Raw genomic sequence first — 17,722 nt, 5'->3', positions numbered from 1 at the left:
CCCCCTCAGCTTATAATTCCAACACATTAATATTGCTATTTGTATAAACACATATCTCAGAAGCAATTACAAGTGATTTATAAGCTATCTCCTTTGGAGTTAAATCCGTATTATGCATCAATGCCCTTGCCGCAGCTAAAGCATACATTCCACCTGATCCAACTGCAGCAATTCCATCATCAGGCTCTATAACTTCTCCACCACCAGATATAATAAGGAGCGTTTCTTTATCTGCTGCTATCATCAAAGCCTCTAACTTTCTTAGGGCTTTATCGCTTCTCCAAAAATTAGCCAGTTCTACTGCTGCCTTTCTTAAGTTTCCATTAAACTCAACTAGCTTATCTTCAAATTTCTCTGCCAGTGAAAATGCATCTGCTACAGAACCTGCAAATCCAATTAATACTTTATCGTTATAAATCTTTCTTATTTTGTTTGCAGTTGATTTAATGATAGTACTTTCACCAAAAGTTACTTGTCCATCACCTGCAATTGCTACACAATTTCCCTTTTTAACAGCAACAATAGTCGTTGCTCTAAACATACAAATAACCCCCAATACAAAGCTTAAAACAATTTTTTTAATTTTTTGAATTGTTTATTTCCCATCTGCAATATAAATATAACATACTAAAAAACATAATGCAACAATTTTTTTATATTTTTCGACATATTTTTTAAAATTGACAATTAAATTTGTACAATTTTTCTGATTTTATTATTTGCAATTTTTGTTTATGCATACTAGCTTTTTTTCGCCTTTAACATTTTTTTCATATAAAATTTGACCACATTTTGGACATTTTTCGTTTGTTGGTTTATCCCAGCTTACAAAATTACATTCTGGGAAGTTACTACATCCATAAAAAACTTTACCTTTTTTACTCTTCTTTATAACCACTTTACCTCCACATAATGGACAATTAACATCTATTTCGTCAACAATGGGTTTTGTGTTTTTACATTCTGGATAACCAGGACACGCTAAAAATTTACCATACTTACTCTTCTTTACAACCATGTTTCTACCACATTTTTCACAAATAACATCTGTAACCTCAACCTTTTCCTCAAGTGTTATTTTTGAAATATTTTGCTCTGCTAGTTCAATCTGCCTTTTTAAAGGCTTAAAGAATGAATCAACTACTTCAACCCAGTTTTCAACGCCTTCTTCTATTTGGTCTAATTTTTTTTCCATTTCAGCAGTAAACTCAACATCTACTATATCTTTAAAGTTTTCATTTAATAACTCAGTTACAATTATTCCTAAATCAGTTGGTACTAAAAATTTTTTATCTTTTTCGACATACCCACGTTCTAAAATTGTGCTAATAATAGGTGCATATGTACTAGGTCTTCCAATACCTTTTTCTTCTAAAACTTTAACTAATGTAGCTTCAGTATATCTTGATGGTGGTTGTGTAAAATGTTGTTTACTATCAATATTTACAAGTGTTAATATATCATTTAATTGAAGTTCAGGAAGTTTTGTTTCTTGTTCTTCATCATCTGTTTGATATACTGATAAATATCCATTAAATTTCAATATACTTCCGCTAACTTTAAATAAATAGTCACCTGCTGTTATGTCAACTGATGTTGTATCATATACAGCATCAGACATTTGGCTTGCTATGAATCTATTCCAAATTAAACTGTAAAGTTTATATTGATCATTAGTTAAAGAATCCTTAATTGCATCAGGATGTCTAAAAACCGATGTAGGCCTTATTGCCTCATGTGCATCCTGTGCATTTCCTTTTGTTTTATAGCTCTTTATTGTCTTAGGAACATATTCTAATCCAAAATTCGTTGTAATATATTCCCTAGCCTCTTTTTGTGCTTCTTCTGACACTCTTACTGAATCTGTTCTCATATATGTAATTAAACCCACTGTACCTTCGCCTGAAATGTCGATACCTTCATACAATTGTTGTGCAACTGACATTGTCTTTTTAGTTGTAAAATTTAATTTTTTAAATGCTTCTTGTTGCAATGTACTAGTTGTAAATGGTGGCATAGGGCTCTTTTTCTTTTCCTGCTTTTTTATATTTGAAACAATAAATCTTGAATCCTTTAGATTATGTAATATTTCATCCACTTGTTCCTTGTTCTTAAGCTCAATTTTTTCTTTTCCCTTGCCATAAAATTTTGCTTCAAATTGCTTATTTTTATTTTTAAGCTTTGCTGTAATTGACCAATACTCTTCAGGAATAAAGTTTTTAATTTCCTGTTCTCTTTCACATATAAGTTTAACAGCCACAGATTGTACTCTACCTGCAGATAAACCCCATTTTATTTTTTTCCAAAGAATTGGGCTGATTTCGTAACCAACTAGTCTATCTAAAACTCTTCTAGCTTGCTGTGCATTCACAAGATTCATATTAATCCTTCTTGGATGCTTTATCGCTTCACTTAAAGCCTTCTTAGTTATTTCATGGAACTCAATCCTGCACTCTTCATCAAAATTAAGGCCCAGAATGGTGGCAAGGTGCCAAGATATAGCCTCTCCCTCCCTATCTGGGTCTGTTGCAAGAAATACTTTGTCACATTTTTTTGCTTCTTTTTTTAACTCCTCAAGAAGCTTACCTTTTCCTCTTATAGTTATATATTTAGGTTCATAATTATTATCTATATCAACGCCTAATTGACTTTTAGGCAAATCTCTAACATGACCCATTGAAGCTGCAATTTTATATCCTTTACCTAAAAACTTCCCTATTGTTTTTGCTTTTGCAGGTGACTCAACTATTACCAAAGATTGAGCCATTCTAACACCTCCAGTAACTATTTAGCAATAAATGTATTATAACAGAAAATTTAATAAAATCAAGATTTTAAAAGAACATAATTTCCCCCATATAATCTTTTAATAATTCCTCTACATTCTAACAAAGTCAATTTAGTCAATAGAAAACTTGTTTCCATTTTGCACTTATTTTTTATCTGTTCAAATGTAATTTTTCCCTCACTGATACACTCCAATATCCTTTGCTCACACTCATCTAATTCTATATTATATTGACTATTTTCTGCTCTTATTCCGAATTCATACAAAATATCATCAACTGAATCAATTAACTTTGCCCCTTCTTTAATTAATTTATTACATCCTCTACTTGTCTCCTTATAGATATCACCTGGGATTGCATATACATCTTTTCCTTGTTCTAAAGCACAGTTAACTGTAATCATTGAACCACTGTTAATACTTGCTTCTACAACCAAAACAGCCTTTGATAACCCACTTATTATTCTATTTCTTTCTGGGAAATTATAACCATACGGTTTAATATTTGGTAAATACTCTGTTAAAACACATCCGTTATCTATAATCCTATTTAATAATTTTATATTTTCCTTAGGATATATATTATCAAACCCTGACCCCAAAACAGCAATTGTATATCCACCTGCATCTAATGACCCCAAATGTGCTTCTGTATCAATTCCTCTTGCCATTCCACTTACTATTCCAATTTCATATTTTGATAATTCATAGCTCATTTTATATGCTGTAGTTTTACCATAACTTGTGGCCTTTCTTGATCCTACAATTGCTAATAAATTATTAGGGAAATTAATATTACCCATATAAAATAGTCCTATTGGTGCATCTTCAATATATTTCAATGTTTGTGGATAAAATTCACTATTGTAAAATAAAAAATTTATATTTTTACTCTTTAAATATTTTTGTAAATTTTGAACCTCTTCTAGACTCTTATTTTTTGAAATATATTCAGCAGTTATAAAATCTATACCCATATTGATTGTCTCATCTATTTTCATTTTATATAATTCCTCTGGATTTACTATTTTAAGTATATCCAGCTTCTTTTTTCTATTAATTTTGAGCATAAAAAACCACAACTCATACACGTTATTCATATTAATCACCTATTTAATTAAAGTTCCATCTAATTTTCTATATTGGAGTGCCTCTGCAATATGCTTAAGTCCAATTATTTCACTATTATCCAAATCAGCAATAGTACGTGAAATCTTTAAAATTTTAGTATATGATCTTGTTGTCATATTGTATTTTTTATATGCACTTTCTAAAATAGACTCTGCATCTTTATCTAACTTACAATACTTTTTAATATGTTTTGATTTCATATGAGAATTGTACAAAATTCCTTCGCCTTTAAACCTCTCTTTTTGAATATACCTTGCCTTGATAACTCTCTCTAAAATTTCTGCAGAGCTTATCTCTTTATCATCACTATTTAACTCTTCAAATTTTACTGGATTAAGCTCTATATGTATATCTATTCTATCTAAAATAGGACCTGAAATTCTCGATAAATAATTTTTAATCTGTATTTCTGTACACTTACATTCCTTTATATTTGAACCATAATAACCACATGGACATGGATTCATTGCAGCAACAAGCATAAATCTAGCTGGAAATGTATATTTTGCCTTAACTCTTGAAATGGTAACAACGCCATCCTCAAGTGGTTGCCTTAATGCCTCCAAGCTTTCCTTTTTAAATTCAGTAAATTCATCTAAAAATAAAACGCCATTATGTGCCAAGGAAACTTCACCAGGTATTGGAACAGTACCTCCTCCAATGAGTGAGTTTGTCGAAACATTGACATGTGGATTCCTAAAGGGAGGTAAAAATATCATGTCTGTATCCTTAAGCCCACCTACTATACTGTAAACCTTTGATACTTCAAGACTTTCTTCATATGTTAAATATGGAAGTATTGTAGGTATTCTTTGAGCTATCATAGTTTTCCCTGAACCAGGAGGACCATACATTAAAATGTTATGAAAGCCTGCTGCTGCAATTTCAACAGCTCTTTTTGCAAAACTATGTCCTTTAACTTCATTAAAATCAACATTATGTTTTGCACTCTTTACATCATATTTTATATTTTCAACCTTATCAATTTGTATTTCTGAATTTAAAAAATGGATCAATTCCTTTAAATCATTTACTGCATATATGTCAATGCCATCTATCATTTTTATTTCATTAACATTATCTATTGGGATAAACGCCCTCTTAAAACCTTTTGATCTAGCTTCAATTATCATAGGAAGTATACCTTTTACACTACGTATTTCACCATTTAAAGCCAACTCACCAATAAAAATATCTCCATTTAAATCTGCTTTTATTTGATCATTTGCCTTTAAAATGGAGACAGCTATAGGCAAATCTAAATGATTACCTTCTTTTTTTAGCGCTGCTGGTGCAAAATTAACTAAAACCTTTCCTCTTGGAAACTCTAAATATGAATTTTTTATTGCACTTTTAACTCTTTCCTTTGACTCCTTTATAACCGCATCCGGAAGTCCAACCATATTAAACGTAGGTAACCCTGTTTGTATATCCACTTCAATATCAATTACATATCCATCCATTCCCATTAAACAAATAGAGTTAACTCTACTTATCATAGTTTTCCCCCTATACATAAATAATTTATTGTTAATTATATCCTTATTTTTTATATTTAATCAATAAAATAGGATAGTTTAATGTAAAAGACACGTAAAGTATTTATGTCTCTATAGCATATAAACATTATATTAGAGTAATTCCCTCTAAATAAAAAACTGCATAAAAACATTCCTTTTATGAATAAACATTAAAATCGGAATGTTTTTATGCAGCCTTTAAAATGCATCCTTTATTATATTAATTTTACTTATATTTTCTCCTGTTCTTTCAATATATACTTCCACTACATCAAATCTAATAAATTTCCTCTTTATACATCTTTCATTTAAATATCCTAACGCCACCTTTTTAATTTTATCTTGTTTCCTGTAGTCGACAGCTTCACAGGGAAAACCATATCTATTTGAACTTCTGGTTTTAACTTCTATGAAAACAATACTGTCATTTTGTTCTGCTATAATATCAATTTCACCATATTTATTTCTATAATTAAAATCTATAATCTTATACCCATTATTTAACAAAAACTGTCTAGCTGCCTTCTCACCAAACTCACCCAATACCCTTTTATTCATATTATCACCTATAATATATTTTTTAAAAAACTCCTTCTATGTATCTCACAAGGCCCATATAGTTTAATTGCTTCTATATGATCCTTTGTACCATATCCTTTATTTTTTTCAAACCCGTATAAAGTATATTTCTTAGCTATAGAATCCATAAATTCATCTCTCTCAACTTTTGCAATAATTGAAGCTGCACCTATTGATGCAGACACATCATCTCCTTTTATAATAGAGCTATATTCAATATCAATGTCTAAAGATACTGCATCAATTAGAACATAATCTGGTTTTATTTTTAAGGATTCTATTGCCCTCTTCATAGCTAATTTGGTAGCATTAAGTATATTTAATTCATCTATTTCCTTTTCTGTTGCATAAGCAATTGAATATGCAATACAATTTTGTTTTATTTTTTCAGATAGCTCTTTTCTTTTATTATGTGACAATTTTTTAGAATCTTTTATTTCATAAATTGGCTTTTTTAAATCAAGTATTACAGCTGCTGCATAAACTGGGCCAGCTAATGGTCCTCTTCCTACTTCATCAACCCCTGCAATAAATTTATATCCCTTTTCTAATAAAGATCTTTCATATTCTGTTCTCTTTTCGTACTCTTCTATTAATAATAGTTCTTTTTTTATTTTCTTTTCATATCTATCAAATAGCTTAACTAATGATTTGTTATTTAAATCATAATACTGATTTTTTATTTTTTCAAATTCTTCAAATGATGCATTCTTTATTAATTCTTCTAGCTCTTTAATTTTCATTTTCCACCTCTATTTCATCCTTTGGAGTCTCTAATGAAATTTTTCCTAGTTTAGCAGTTCTAAAATCTTCAAACAATATATTGGCTGCTCTAAGTGTATCAACTTCTCCACCCGAAACAATACATCCTCTTTTTCTTCCTATGTCGTTTAAAATATCTATAGATGGTTTTGTCACATCTATTTTATATCTTTCTGTCAATGACTTTGGAAACTTTTGCTTCATCTCATCTATAAACTTAACTGCTAATTGTTCTATATCCAATATTTCTTCCTTTATTGATTTTGTATAGGATAAATGTAATGCAACTTTTTCATCTTCAAACTTTGGCCATAATATACCAGGTGTATCTAATAGTTCAAACTCTTTATTTACCTTAATCCATTGCTTAGACCTTGTAACTCCTGGTAGATCACCAGTCTTTGCACTAGACTTGTTTGAAATTTTATTTATGAATGATGATTTACCTACATTAGGAATACCAACAACAAGTGCACGTATAGGCCTACCTACAATACCCTTTGCTATTTTTCTTTCAAATTTGTCCTTTACTGATTCTTTAACTATTGGAAAAACCTTATTTATATTCTTACCAGACATTGAATCTACTTCAATAGCTAGTATTCCTTTATTTTTAAAGTGCTTTATCCATTCTCTTGTTACATTTTCATCTGCTAGAGTACACTTATTTAAAATAATTACCTTAGGCTTATTTTTAATTAACTCATCTATATCAGGGTTCTTACTACTTATTGGAATTCTAGCATCAAGAAGTTCAATTACAACATCTATTACCTTTAAACTCTCCTCTATTTGCCTTTTAGTTTTTACCATATGACCAGGATACCATTGTATATTCAATTTTTATCACCTCCACAGCAATTATACAAAAAGATCCAATAAAAGTAAAATGGGACTGATAATCAGCCCCATTAGTCCATAATTTCTTTTACCTTTGTTGCAGCCTTTCCTACTCTCTTTCTTAGGTAGTAAAGCTTAGCTCTTCTTACCTTACCTCTTCTTACAACTTCAATCTTATCAATCATTGGTGAGTGAACTGGGAATGTTCTCTCAACACCTACACCGTAAGCAATCTTTCTTACTGTAAATGTTTCTCTAATTCCACCATTTTGTCTCTTTAATACGATTCCTTCAAAAACTTGGATTCTTTCTCTGTTTCCTTCCTTAACCTTAACATGTACTCTTACAGTATCCCCAGGTCCAAAGTTTGGAAGATCATTTCTAAGTTGTTCTGCTTCAATAGCTCTAATGATATCCATGTCCTTTTACCTCCCTTTATCCTAGACGTTCATGAGTTTTTCAGAGGAACGCCCGTTTTTACACAACGATTATTATATCATACATAATTAAATAGTTCAACAATATTTTTACATATTTTTTTACTTTAGACTCATATTTTGTTTAATTATATCATTAAGCATTTCCTGTTCTTCCTTAGTTAATGTTTTATTTTTCAAAAGGTCTGGTCTTCTTTCATATGTAATTTTTAAAGATTGATATTTTCTCCATTTTCTGATATTTTCATGATGACCAGACAATAAAACTTCTGGAACTCTCATACCTCTAAATTCTTCTGGTCTTGTATATTGAGGATATTCTAAAAGTCCATCATAAAAAGACTCATCTTCATAACTCTGTTGTTTCTGAAGAACACCCGGAACCAAACGACTTATGCAGTCAATTATTGCCATTGAGGCTATTTCTCCTCCAGTTAAAACAAAATCTCCAATTGAAATTTCTTCATCAACTATATTTAACACTCTCTCATCAATACCTTCATAATGTCCACATATCATTAAAATATGCTCTTTTTCTACAAGCCTTTTGGCGTCCCTCTGTTCAAACCTTTTTCCTCTTGGAGACATAATAACTGTGTATGGTTTATATCCATACTTTTCAACAATGTAATCTACAGCATTATAAATAGGCTCAGGTTGCATTACCATACCTGCTCCGCCGCCATAAGGATAATCATCCACTTTTTTATGCTTGTTATAGGCAAAATCTCTTATATTTGTAACATTAATTTGTATTATATTTTTTTCCTGAGCCTTTTTTAAAATACTATGATTTAGTGCTTCAAACATTTCTGGAAAAAGCGTAAGTACATCAAATTTCATCTTAATCCCTCTAATAAATTAATTTTCATAACGGAATTATCAATATCTACTTCCTTAACAACATCTTTGATTGCTGGTATTAATATACTCTTTTTATCCTTCTTTATTTCATATACGTCATTACTTCCTGTGCTAAACACATCTGTTATTTTTCCTAAATATTCACCCTCTAGAGTATAAACATCTAATCCAATAAGATCTGCAATGAAATAAGTATCTTCTTCTAGTTCTACAGCATTTTCTCTATCTACATAAAGATATACCCTTTTATATTTTTCAGCCTCTGTCATATTATCTATTCCTTCTAGCTTTAAAATAACAAGATTTTTAAAGTATTTTACCCCTTCAACGTTTACTTTATTATAATTTTCATCTTTTTTAATAAAAACAAACTTTAGTTTACTAAATCTTTTGATATCATCAGTTAAAGGGTATACCTTTACTTCACCCTTTATACCATGAGTATTAATTATTTGACCAACCTTAAGATATTGTTTCATTCTATCACACCCTTTTATGTTAAAAAGAGTTAGGATATCCTAACTCTTTTTATTTATATTATTTCCACTATTACTCTTTTATTCTCTTTAATTGCTGCAGCCTTAACAACAGTTCTAATGGCCTTAGCAATTCTTCCTTGCTTTCCAATTACTTTTCCCATATCTTCAGGAGCAACCTTTAATTCTATTATAACTGATTGCTCACCTGAAATTTCATTTACCTGAACCTTATCAGGGTTATCAACAAGTGACTTGGCGATTACCTCAACCAATTCCTTCATGGTAATCCACCTCCATTACTCTATAACACCAGCAATCTTGAATAGACGCTTTACTGTATCTGATGGTTGAGCTCCATTTGCTAACCACTTCTTAGCATTTTCAACATCAATCTTTATATCAGCTGGCTCAGCAATTGGATTGTAGTATCCTATTTCTTCAATAAATCTACCATCTCTTGGTGATCTTGAATCAGCAACAACTATTCTGTAGAAAGGAGCCTTCTTAGCACCCATTCTTCTTAATCTGATCTTTACTGCCATATTTTCACCTCCTTACAATACTTGTTGTCAAGATTTATTTAAAGAAAGGAAATTTAAATTTCCCTTTTTTCATATTTTTTTGTAAATCTCCAAACTGTTTCATCATCTTTCTTGCCTGTTCAAACCCATTTAATAATTTATTTACTTCTTGAATACTTGTTCCTGAACCCTTAGCAATTCTCTTTTTTCTACTAGCATTTATTATTGATGGATTTCTTCTCTCTTCCTTTGTCATTGACTTTATAATTGCTTCTGCATGTAGAAGCTCTTTTTCATTAACTTCCATATCACCTAATTTAGAAACATCTACGCCAGGTATCATTTTTATTAAATCCTTTAATGGCCCCATCTTTTTCATTTGTTGCATTTGTTCTAAGAAATCCTCAAGAGTAAACTCTTGGCTAAGTATCTTTTTCTCAAGTTCAGCAGCCTTTTTCTCATCTATAGCCTCTTGTGCCTTTTCTATTAGGCTTAAAATATCTCCCATTCCTAGTATTCTTGAGGCCATTCTATCAGGATAGAATATCTCAAAGTCATTAAGCTTTTCACCAGTACCTACAAACTTAATAGGCGTATTAGTAACTGCCTTTACTGATATTGCAGCACCGCCTCTTGTATCACCATCTAACTTAGTCAAGATGACACCTGTAATATTTAAATTGTTATTAAAATGTTCTGCAACATTAACCGCATCTTGACCAGTCATTGCATCAACTACTAATAAGATTTCAGTAGGATTAACCTCTTCCTTTATATTTTTTAACTCCTGCATTAATTCTTCATCTATATGGAGTCGTCCTGCTGTATCTATTATTACATAATCACGTTCTTGTTTTTTTGCACTTTCTATTCCTGCCTTAGCTATATCAACAGGATTTACTTTATCGCCTAAACTAAATACTGGAACATCTATCTGATTACCAAGTATTTGCAACTGTTTAATTGCTGCAGGTCTATACACGTCAGCTGCTACAAGAAGTGGCTTTTTATTATGTTTCTTTAAATGTAGTGCCAACTTAGCAGCCATAGTTGTCTTACCTGCACCCTGTAGACCTACAAGCATGATTACAGTTGGAGGAGTATTAGAATGTCTTAACTTACTTTCGGTGCTTCCCATTAATTTAATTAATTCGTCATTAACAATTTTAATGACTTGTTGAGCTGGAGTTAAGCTCTCCATTACCTCTGCTCCAACTACTCTTTCTGAAACACTGCTTATAAAATCTTTTACTACTTTATAATTAACATCAGCTTCAAGAAGGGCTAATTTAACTTCACGCATTGCATCTTTTACGTCTTTTTCAGTTAATTTACCCTTACCCCTTAACTTTTTAAATGTTTCTTGAAGCTTAGACGTAAGCCCTTCAAAAGCCATAAAATGACCTCCCAATCATATATCTAAAAGCTTATTAAGAATTTCAATTGATTTTTTAATGTCTTCATTTTCTTCATATTTACTAAGAAGTTCTTTTATCTTTATTAGCTCTTGTTTTTGTTTTAAAAACCTGTCGACTAATCCTAGCTCATTTTCATAATCAATTAATATTTTTTCACTTCTCTTTATTATATCATGTACTGCTTGCCTTGATATCCCATATTCTTCAGCTATTTCAGCCAAAGACATATCCTCTTCGTAATGTCTTGACATAATATCTCTTTGTTTTTCAGTTAAAAGATTTCTATAAAAATCTAATAATAAGACAATATAGCTTAACTTATCCATAATTGCACATCCCTAAATGATAATAACAAAATAAATTAAATGTGTCAAGTATTTTTACTTAACATCATAAAATTGCATCGGCAAATTCCTTTGGATTAAACTCCTGTAAATCATCTATTCCTTCTCCAACACCTATCATTGTAACTGGTATATTTAATTCATTTGCAATTGAAATAACAACGCCTCCCTTGGCAGTACCATCTAATTTAGTCAAAATCAATCCATTAACATTTGCAACATTCATAAACTCTTTAGCTTGATTTAATGCATTTTGCCCTGTTGTTGCATCTAGAACTAAAAATGTCCTCTTATATGCTTCTTGATATTCTCGCTCTATTATTCTATTTATTTTTCTTAGCTCCTCCATTAAATTCTTCTTATTATGAAGTCTACCAGCAGTATCACAAATTAATATATCTACCTTTCTTGCCTTTGCTGCTTGTATTGCATCAAAGACAACTGCGGCAGGATCTGCACCCTCTTGATGCTTTATTATATCTACTCCACTTCTTCTTGCCCAAACTTCCAACTGATCAATAGCTGCTGCCCTAAAAGTATCTGCTGCAGCTAACATTACCTTATAACCTTTTTGCTTTAAATAGTGTGCCATCTTTCCAATTGAAGTAGTCTTACCAACTCCATTAACACCAACCACTATATATACTGCAGGTATAGATTTTGGAATGACTGATTCACTTTCATTATCTAAAATATCTGCGATAATTTGTTTTAATAACTCCTTAACTTTAGCTGGATCATCAACTCTATTTTCCTTAACTTTCTTTCTTAATTGTTCAATAATCTTCATAGTAGTATTTACACCAACATCAGATGTAATTAAAATCTCCTCAAGTTCCTCATAAAGCTCTTCATCTATTGTTTTTGTAAAGGATAATAGAGCATCAACCTTGTCATTAATTACATTTCTTGTTTTTGTAAGACCTTGTTTTAGTTTTTCAAACCAAGACATATTAATTTCCTCCCTTTAATTTTAATGAAACTACCTTTGAAACTCCCTTTTCCTCCATTGTTACTCCATAAAGTGTATCAGCAACAGCCATTGAACCCTTTCTGTGAGTTATTATTATAAACTGAGTTTTTTCTGAATAACCCTTTAAGAATTCAGCATATCTATTTACATTTGCATCATCTAGTGCAGCTTCTATTTCATCAAGTACACAGAATGGAGTTGGCTTCATCTTTAAAATTGCAAATATAAGCGCTATTGCAGCAAGGCCTCTTTCTCCTCCTGATAGAAGAGAAAGTGATTGTAATTTTTTACCTGGTGGCTGTACAATTATTTCTATACCTGAGTTTAAAACATCCTCCCCATCAAGCCTTAAATCTGCATATCCTCCTCCAAACAACTCCCTAAAGGTTGTATTGAAGTTTTCTCTTATGATTCTAAAATTGTATTTAAATTGCTCTGTCATCTTTGCAACCATATCATTTATTATACCAACAAGAGACTTTTCTGCATTTACTAAGTCTTCTCTTTGTTGCTTTAAGAAGTTATATCTTTCTATTACTCTTTTGTATTCTTCTATAGAATTTACATTTACATCTCCTAAAGCTCTTATATTTGATTTTAGTATATTAACCTTTTTTGATATTTCTGATATGTTTCCTAAATCCTTTTTGTACTTAATTGCTTGAGGGATAGTAATTTCATATTCATCCCATAGTTTATTAGTTAATACTTCCATTTCATTTTCTAATTTGTTTTTAGATAATTCTAATTTATGGATGGTGTTAATTATTGATGTTATATTTTCATCTACTGCTGAAATTTCTTTTTCTTTTGATTGTAATATATCTGTATTCTCCTTTTTCTTCTGTTCAAATGAATAATATTCCTCTTTTATTTTAATTATATCCTCAGCATATTTTTGTAACTCAACTAAATTCTGTTTTATAGTTTCTTTTGTTTGATCTATTTTTTTATTTAAGTTTTCTATTTCAAGTTCATAGTTTACTATTCTATTGTTATAATTATTTTTTTCCTTTTCTAGCTGTCTTCTTCTTTCATTTATCCCTTCCAAAATCTTATTCTTTTCAGCATAGACAATTCGTTTATCCGTAAGTTCTTTATATATAACATCTCTATTTACTTGTAAGTCCTTTATACTCAACTGTACTTCATCAATATTTTTTTGTATATATTCTTGTTTTTCTTCAAGTGTTGTTAAATTGCTATTTTTTTCTTCTAATTGCTTATTTAGCTTATCTGTTTCAATTTGTATTTGTTCTAATTCTATATCAATATCTATAATGTTTTTATTTATTTCTTCAATTTGTTTTTCATAAAACAACTGTTTACCTAACAGTATCTGTATTTCACGCTCTACTTCTTTAATTTCTAATTCCAACTGATTCCTTTTTAAATGATAATTACTTATACTTTCTTTGATTTTATTTATATTTGTATCTAACTCACCTATTTTTTGATTTAAAACATAAATATTGCCCTTTAGTTCCTCAATCTCGTTTTTTCTTGTAAAAATTCCTGACGTTCTACCTACACTTCCCCCCGTAAAGCTACCTCCTGCATTTATTACATCACCCTCAAGAGTTACAATTCTATATGAATAATCAATCTCCTTTGCAAGCCTTTTAGCATTTTCCAAGTTATCACAAATAATAATTCTACCTAATATGTTGCCAACAACGTTAGTATATAATTCGTCATAAGATACAATTTCATTGGCTAATCCTAAATAACCAGCCATTACTTTAACTTTTTCATCTAAAGTAATAGGTTTATATCTTACTGTAGTTAATGGATAAAATGTAACTCTTCCAATATTGTTTTTCTTCAATATATCAATTAATTTTGTAGCTATATTTTCATCCTTTACAACAATATTTTGGATAGCTGCACCTAAAGCTATTTCTATAGCAGTCTCATATCCCTTTGGAACCTTAATAATATCTGATATTGCTCCTAATACACCTACATTTTCTTTATAATTTGTTAATATATATTTTGTTGCCTTATTAAATCCTTCAAGTTCATTTTCCATTGAAACCAAAGCATTATACCTAGCTTCTTTAGATTTTAATTCTGAAATTATATTATTTCTTTCTGCTGTATATCTTTTTTCCTCACTATCTAGTAAATTTATCTGTTCTACAACGCTATTTAATAAATCTAAAGAATTATTTTTTTTGTCATTTAAATTTCTTAGTGAGCTATCATTAGATTCTTTTTCTTTTTTTACAGCCTTTAGATCTTCTTCCTTTTGATTTCTTATTAAATTTAATTGTTCCCTTCTTCTATTAAAATTTTGTAGTGTTATCTCAAAAGAATTAATCCTATTTTTTTCTTGTGAAATTTCATTTAATATTTGAAGCAGAGTAGATTTCTTTTCTTCTATTTCACCTTCAACTTGAATATACTTTTTATTCAAACTATTATAATCCTTTTCTAACTTATCTATTTCTTGTTTTATATTTTGAATTTCACTTAAAAGTTCAGTATTATCTTGGTCTAATGCTTCTATACTTTCATCTATTTCACTTATATATTCTCTTATATTTGATATTTCATTTTTAATCCTATCTATTTCATTTATGAAATTTGCATATCTTTCATTTAAAACCTTTATTTCTCCCTGCTTAATTTCCTGATTTTTTTCTAAATCCAATCTATTTGCAGAAATTTTCTCTATTTCTTGATCAACCTTATATAACTCTTGTTTTATACTTGCGACTTCATTTTTAAGTTTTAGTTTTCTATTTTCTTCTTCTTGTTTAGATTTTTCCATCTCCTCTAAATCTAATTCTATCTTCTTGTATCTATCTCTTGCTTCACTATAGTTATTCAATATTAAATTTATCTCTAACTCTTTTAATTCTTCCCTATACGCTAAATATTTTTTAGCTACCTCTGATTGTTGTTTTAAAGGTTCTATTTGTCCCTCTAATTCTGAAATTATATCATCTATTCTTACAAGGTTCTGTCTTGTATTCTCTAATTTTCTTTCTGCCTCTAATTTTCTAGTCTTATATTTAACTATACCTGCAGCCTCTTCAAAAAGGTTTCTTCTATCTTCAGAACGAGTACTTAGAATCTCATCCACTCTACCTTGTCCAATCAAGGAATACCCATCTTTCCCTATACCAGTATCCATAAATATTTCCTGTATATCCTTTAAACGACAAGGGGTATTATTTATTAAATATTCACTTTCACCTGAACGATATAGCCTTCTTGTTACAGTTATCTCTGTATACTCTATTGGTATTATATTATCAGAATTATCTATAGTAAGGGATACTTCAGCACAACCTAGAGGTTTTCTTGTTTCCGTTCCTGCAAAAATAACATCCTCCATTTTTGCTCCTCTTAAGGTTTTTGCACTTTGCTCACCTAAAACCCATCTTATAGCATCTGATATGTTACTTTTACCACTTCCATTAGGGCCAACAATTGCTGTTATACCACTATTAAAATCCAATTCTATTTTATCAGCAAACGACTTAAATCCCTTCATCTCAATTCGTTTTAAATACAATCTAGACACCCTTTCTCTATAAAAGCTTTTAAGCTTTTATATATAATTATCATATTTATTTTAATTGTTGATATAAATGGGTGTCAAGCAAAGTAGAAAAAGATAGATTTAAGTAAAAAGACTTGGCAAATGCCAAGCCTTTTATCTAGGTTCAACTATAAACTTTATAGCTGTTCTTTCTTCACCATCAATTTCTACTTCTGAAAAAGCAGGTATAACAACAAGGTCTATACCATTAGGTGCAACAAAACCTCTTGTTATTGCAATTGCTTTAATTGCTTGGTTTACAGCACCTGCACCTATCGCTTGAATTTCTGCACTTGCCTTTTCTCTTAATGTAGCTGCTAAAGCTCCTGCTACAGCCTTTGGTTGAGATTGAGCTGATACCTTTAAAACTTCCATGTTCGACTCCTCCTCCATATAGACAAAATACATTTATAAATTTAATATTCTATATGGAGTAAGAAAATCCTTCCTTAACATTGTGAAATAATATATTCAAATAACGACATCTTTTTACATTTTTCATTTGTTTTTAACAAGATTTCAAATGTATTTAAAGCTTGGTTTTGTTTGATTTTTATAATTTTATTAGAAATTTGTCTTAATAAGTCGTTAAAATATCTCTTTTTATCTGAATAAATTTTTGACAATGTCTGCTGGTTAACCTGCAATTCCAAATTTGAAGCTTCACTAAAATCGTTTTTTATTATGCTATATATCATTTCATTTAAAATGCTTGATTCAACCAATTCTCTAAAGGCCGGATGAAACGGCCCTGCTATAACGCTTTTTCCCAAAGTTAATTCCTCTGATGCCTGAAGACCTATTCTTAATATGTATATTTCATTTTTATAAAATATTTTATATAATTCTTTGCAAATTTTTACTGCCTCATCTAATTCTAAAGGTTTATACATTCCACTCTTATATAATACTTCCAAATAAGTATCCTTAATAACTAAAGTAGGATAAATCCTCACAAAGTTTGGCCTAAGTTCAACTATTTTATTTGCTGTATATATATCCTTTTCATATGTGTCCCCATATGCCCCTACCATCATTTGTAATCCTAGATTAAATCCATATTTTTTAATTAAGATAGATGCTCTAACAACATCAAAGCTTGTATGCCCCCTACACAGTTTTTTTAAAACTTCATCATCCATCGACTGTACACCTAACTCGATATTTTTTACTCCATATTTTTTTAAATTAGTCAAAATATTATCATCTATATAATCCGGTCTTGTAGACAATCTTACTGCATCTATTAAACCCATATCTAAATATTTTTTTGATACTTCTAAAAGTTCATTTTGTTTGTCTATCTCTATAGCTGTAAAACTTCCTCCAAAAAAGGATACCTCAATATATGAATCTTCTCTTTTTATTGTTGATAAATGCTGTTTTATTATATTATCTGCATCCTCTGGAGTTATATCTTTAATTTGTCCAGTTATTTTTTTTGATTGCAAAATATACAATCATGAGGACATCCTTTATGAGGTACAAATATTGGAATAATATAGTGCTTCAT

At 30.0% G+C, this 17,722-nt stretch carries 17 protein-coding genes and 1 pseudogene; all 18 read right to left on the bottom strand.

Annotation, left to right across the window (positions count from 1 at the left end):
- Window positions 1–10: 10 nt before the first annotated feature.
- The 18 genes and pseudogenes from hslV to TCEL_RS04325 all read right to left on the bottom strand — a co-directional run bounded on the left by hslV (window position 11) and on the right by TCEL_RS04325 (window position 17,722).
- Window positions 11–541, bottom strand: a complete 531-nt coding sequence (gene hslV, locus TCEL_RS04410) for an ATP-dependent protease subunit HslV (protein ID WP_018661547.1) — start codon at window positions 539–541, stop codon at window positions 11–13.
- 174 nt (window positions 542–715) lie between these two features.
- The gene (gene topA / locus TCEL_RS04405; RefSeq protein ID WP_018661545.1) at window positions 716–2,767 is read right to left on the bottom strand and encodes a type I DNA topoisomerase; all 2,052 of its coding nucleotides are present in this window, start codon (window positions 2,765–2,767) and stop codon (window positions 716–718) included.
- Between the two features lie 59 nt (window positions 2,768–2,826).
- Window positions 2,827–3,858 carry a DNA-processing protein DprA gene (dprA, locus tag TCEL_RS04400; protein ID WP_198010643.1) on the bottom strand — a complete coding sequence of 344 codons (1,032 nt, stop codon included), beginning with the start codon at window positions 3,856–3,858 and terminating at the stop codon, window positions 2,827–2,829.
- A gap of 39 nt (window positions 3,859–3,897) precedes the next feature.
- Window positions 3,898–5,418, bottom strand: coding sequence for a YifB family Mg chelatase-like AAA ATPase (locus tag TCEL_RS04395; protein ID WP_018661541.1), 1,521 nt, complete (start codon window positions 5,416–5,418; stop codon window positions 3,898–3,900).
- Window positions 5,419–5,637: 219 nt separating this feature from the next.
- Complete coding sequence (locus tag TCEL_RS04390; RefSeq protein WP_018661539.1) at window positions 5,638–5,997, bottom strand: YraN family protein; 360 nt, start codon at window positions 5,995–5,997, stop codon at window positions 5,638–5,640.
- An 8-nt stretch (window positions 5,998–6,005) separates the two neighbouring features.
- Window positions 6,006–6,761 (bottom strand): ribonuclease HII, encoded by a 756-nt coding sequence (locus tag TCEL_RS04385; protein ID WP_018661537.1) that lies wholly within the window; start codon window positions 6,759–6,761, stop codon window positions 6,006–6,008.
- Window positions 6,751–7,620 (bottom strand): ribosome biogenesis GTPase YlqF, encoded by an 870-nt coding sequence (gene ylqF / locus TCEL_RS04380; protein WP_018661535.1) that lies wholly within the window; start codon window positions 7,618–7,620, stop codon window positions 6,751–6,753. The genes TCEL_RS04385 and ylqF overlap by 11 nt, the downstream gene beginning before the upstream one ends.
- A gap of 71 nt (window positions 7,621–7,691) precedes the next feature.
- On the bottom strand, window positions 7,692–8,039 hold the full coding sequence (gene rplS, locus TCEL_RS04375) for a 50S ribosomal protein L19 (RefSeq protein WP_018661533.1): 348 nt from the start codon (window positions 8,037–8,039) through the stop codon (window positions 7,692–7,694).
- Window positions 8,040–8,159: 120 nt separating this feature from the next.
- Complete coding sequence (trmD, locus tag TCEL_RS04370) at window positions 8,160–8,900, bottom strand: tRNA (guanosine(37)-N1)-methyltransferase TrmD (protein ID WP_018661531.1); 741 nt, start codon at window positions 8,898–8,900, stop codon at window positions 8,160–8,162.
- The gene (rimM, locus tag TCEL_RS04365; protein ID WP_018661529.1) at window positions 8,897–9,400 is read right to left on the bottom strand and encodes a ribosome maturation factor RimM; all 504 of its coding nucleotides are present in this window, start codon (window positions 9,398–9,400) and stop codon (window positions 8,897–8,899) included. The genes trmD and rimM overlap by 4 nt, the downstream gene beginning before the upstream one ends.
- A 53-nt stretch (window positions 9,401–9,453) precedes the next feature.
- The gene (locus TCEL_RS04360; protein WP_018661527.1) at window positions 9,454–9,681 is read right to left on the bottom strand and encodes a KH domain-containing protein; all 228 of its coding nucleotides are present in this window, start codon (window positions 9,679–9,681) and stop codon (window positions 9,454–9,456) included.
- Between the two features lie 15 nt (window positions 9,682–9,696).
- Entirely contained in the window at window positions 9,697–9,942 is a 246-nt protein-coding gene (gene rpsP, locus TCEL_RS04355) for a 30S ribosomal protein S16 (RefSeq protein ID WP_018661524.1), read from the bottom strand.
- A 34-nt stretch (window positions 9,943–9,976) separates the two neighbouring features.
- A complete protein-coding gene (ffh, locus tag TCEL_RS04350; protein WP_018661522.1) occupies window positions 9,977–11,317 on the bottom strand; it encodes a signal recognition particle protein in 1,341 nt (446 codons plus the stop codon).
- 15 nt (window positions 11,318–11,332) lie between these two features.
- Window positions 11,333–11,665: a YlxM family DNA-binding protein gene (gene ylxM, locus TCEL_RS04345; protein ID WP_018661520.1), complete on the bottom strand. Its 333-nt coding sequence runs from the start codon at window positions 11,663–11,665 to the stop codon at window positions 11,333–11,335.
- Window positions 11,666–11,729: 64 nt separating this feature from the next.
- Window positions 11,730–12,635: a signal recognition particle-docking protein FtsY gene (gene ftsY / locus TCEL_RS04340; protein WP_018661518.1), complete on the bottom strand. Its 906-nt coding sequence runs from the start codon at window positions 12,633–12,635 to the stop codon at window positions 11,730–11,732.
- A gap of 1 nt (window position 12,636) precedes the next feature.
- Window positions 12,637–16,182 (bottom strand): chromosome segregation protein SMC, encoded by a 3,546-nt coding sequence (gene smc / locus TCEL_RS04335; RefSeq protein ID WP_018661516.1) that lies wholly within the window; start codon window positions 16,180–16,182, stop codon window positions 12,637–12,639.
- Window positions 16,183–16,323: 141 nt separating this feature from the next.
- On the bottom strand, window positions 16,324–16,584 hold the full coding sequence (locus tag TCEL_RS04330) for a stage V sporulation protein S (protein WP_018661514.1): 261 nt from the start codon (window positions 16,582–16,584) through the stop codon (window positions 16,324–16,326).
- Between the two features lie 74 nt (window positions 16,585–16,658).
- Window positions 16,659–17,722 (bottom strand): annotated as a pseudogene (locus TCEL_RS04325) (elongator complex protein 3).

This window comes from Thermobrachium celere DSM 8682 (assembly GCF_000430995.1).
GTDB lineage: Bacteria > Bacillota > Clostridia > Clostridiales > Caloramatoraceae > Thermobrachium > Thermobrachium celere.
This window is presented reverse-complemented; position numbering and strand designations above follow the sequence as displayed.

Excerpts from the sequence above, each read along its gene's own strand:
- trmD (WP_018661531.1), bottom strand. The coding sequence starts at position 8,900 with ATGAAATTTGATGTACTTACGCTTTTTCCAGAAATGTTTGAAGCACTA.
- ylxM (WP_018661520.1), bottom strand. The coding sequence starts at position 11,665 with ATGGATAAGTTAAGCTATATTGTCTTATTATTAGATTTTTATAGAAAT.
- rpsP (WP_018661524.1), bottom strand. The coding sequence starts at position 9,942 with ATGGCAGTAAAGATCAGATTAAGAAGAATGGGTGCTAAGAAGGCTCCT.
- topA (WP_018661545.1), bottom strand. The coding sequence starts at position 2,767 with ATGGCTCAATCTTTGGTAATAGTTGAGTCACCTGCAAAAGCAAAAACA.
- ffh (WP_018661522.1), bottom strand. The coding sequence starts at position 11,317 with ATGGCTTTTGAAGGGCTTACGTCTAAGCTTCAAGAAACATTTAAAAAG.
- ftsY (WP_018661518.1), bottom strand. The coding sequence starts at position 12,635 with ATGTCTTGGTTTGAAAAACTAAAACAAGGTCTTACAAAAACAAGAAAT.
- hslV (WP_018661547.1), bottom strand. The coding sequence starts at position 541 with ATGTTTAGAGCAACGACTATTGTTGCTGTTAAAAAGGGAAATTGTGTA.
- TCEL_RS04360 (WP_018661527.1), bottom strand. The coding sequence starts at position 9,681 with ATGAAGGAATTGGTTGAGGTAATCGCCAAGTCACTTGTTGATAACCCT.
- TCEL_RS04385 (WP_018661537.1), bottom strand. The coding sequence starts at position 6,761 with ATGAAAATTAAAGAGCTAGAAGAATTAATAAAGAATGCATCATTTGAA.
- rplS (WP_018661533.1), bottom strand. The coding sequence starts at position 8,039 with ATGGATATCATTAGAGCTATTGAAGCAGAACAACTTAGAAATGATCTT.
- rimM (WP_018661529.1), bottom strand. The coding sequence starts at position 9,400 with ATGAAACAATATCTTAAGGTTGGTCAAATAATTAATACTCATGGTATA.
- dprA (WP_198010643.1), bottom strand. The coding sequence starts at position 3,858 with ATGCTCAAAATTAATAGAAAAAAGAAGCTGGATATACTTAAAATAGTA.
- TCEL_RS04395 (WP_018661541.1), bottom strand. The coding sequence starts at position 5,418 with ATGATAAGTAGAGTTAACTCTATTTGTTTAATGGGAATGGATGGATAT.
- TCEL_RS04390 (WP_018661539.1), bottom strand. The coding sequence starts at position 5,997 with ATGAATAAAAGGGTATTGGGTGAGTTTGGTGAGAAGGCAGCTAGACAG.
- TCEL_RS04330 (WP_018661514.1), bottom strand. The coding sequence starts at position 16,584 with ATGGAAGTTTTAAAGGTATCAGCTCAATCTCAACCAAAGGCTGTAGCA.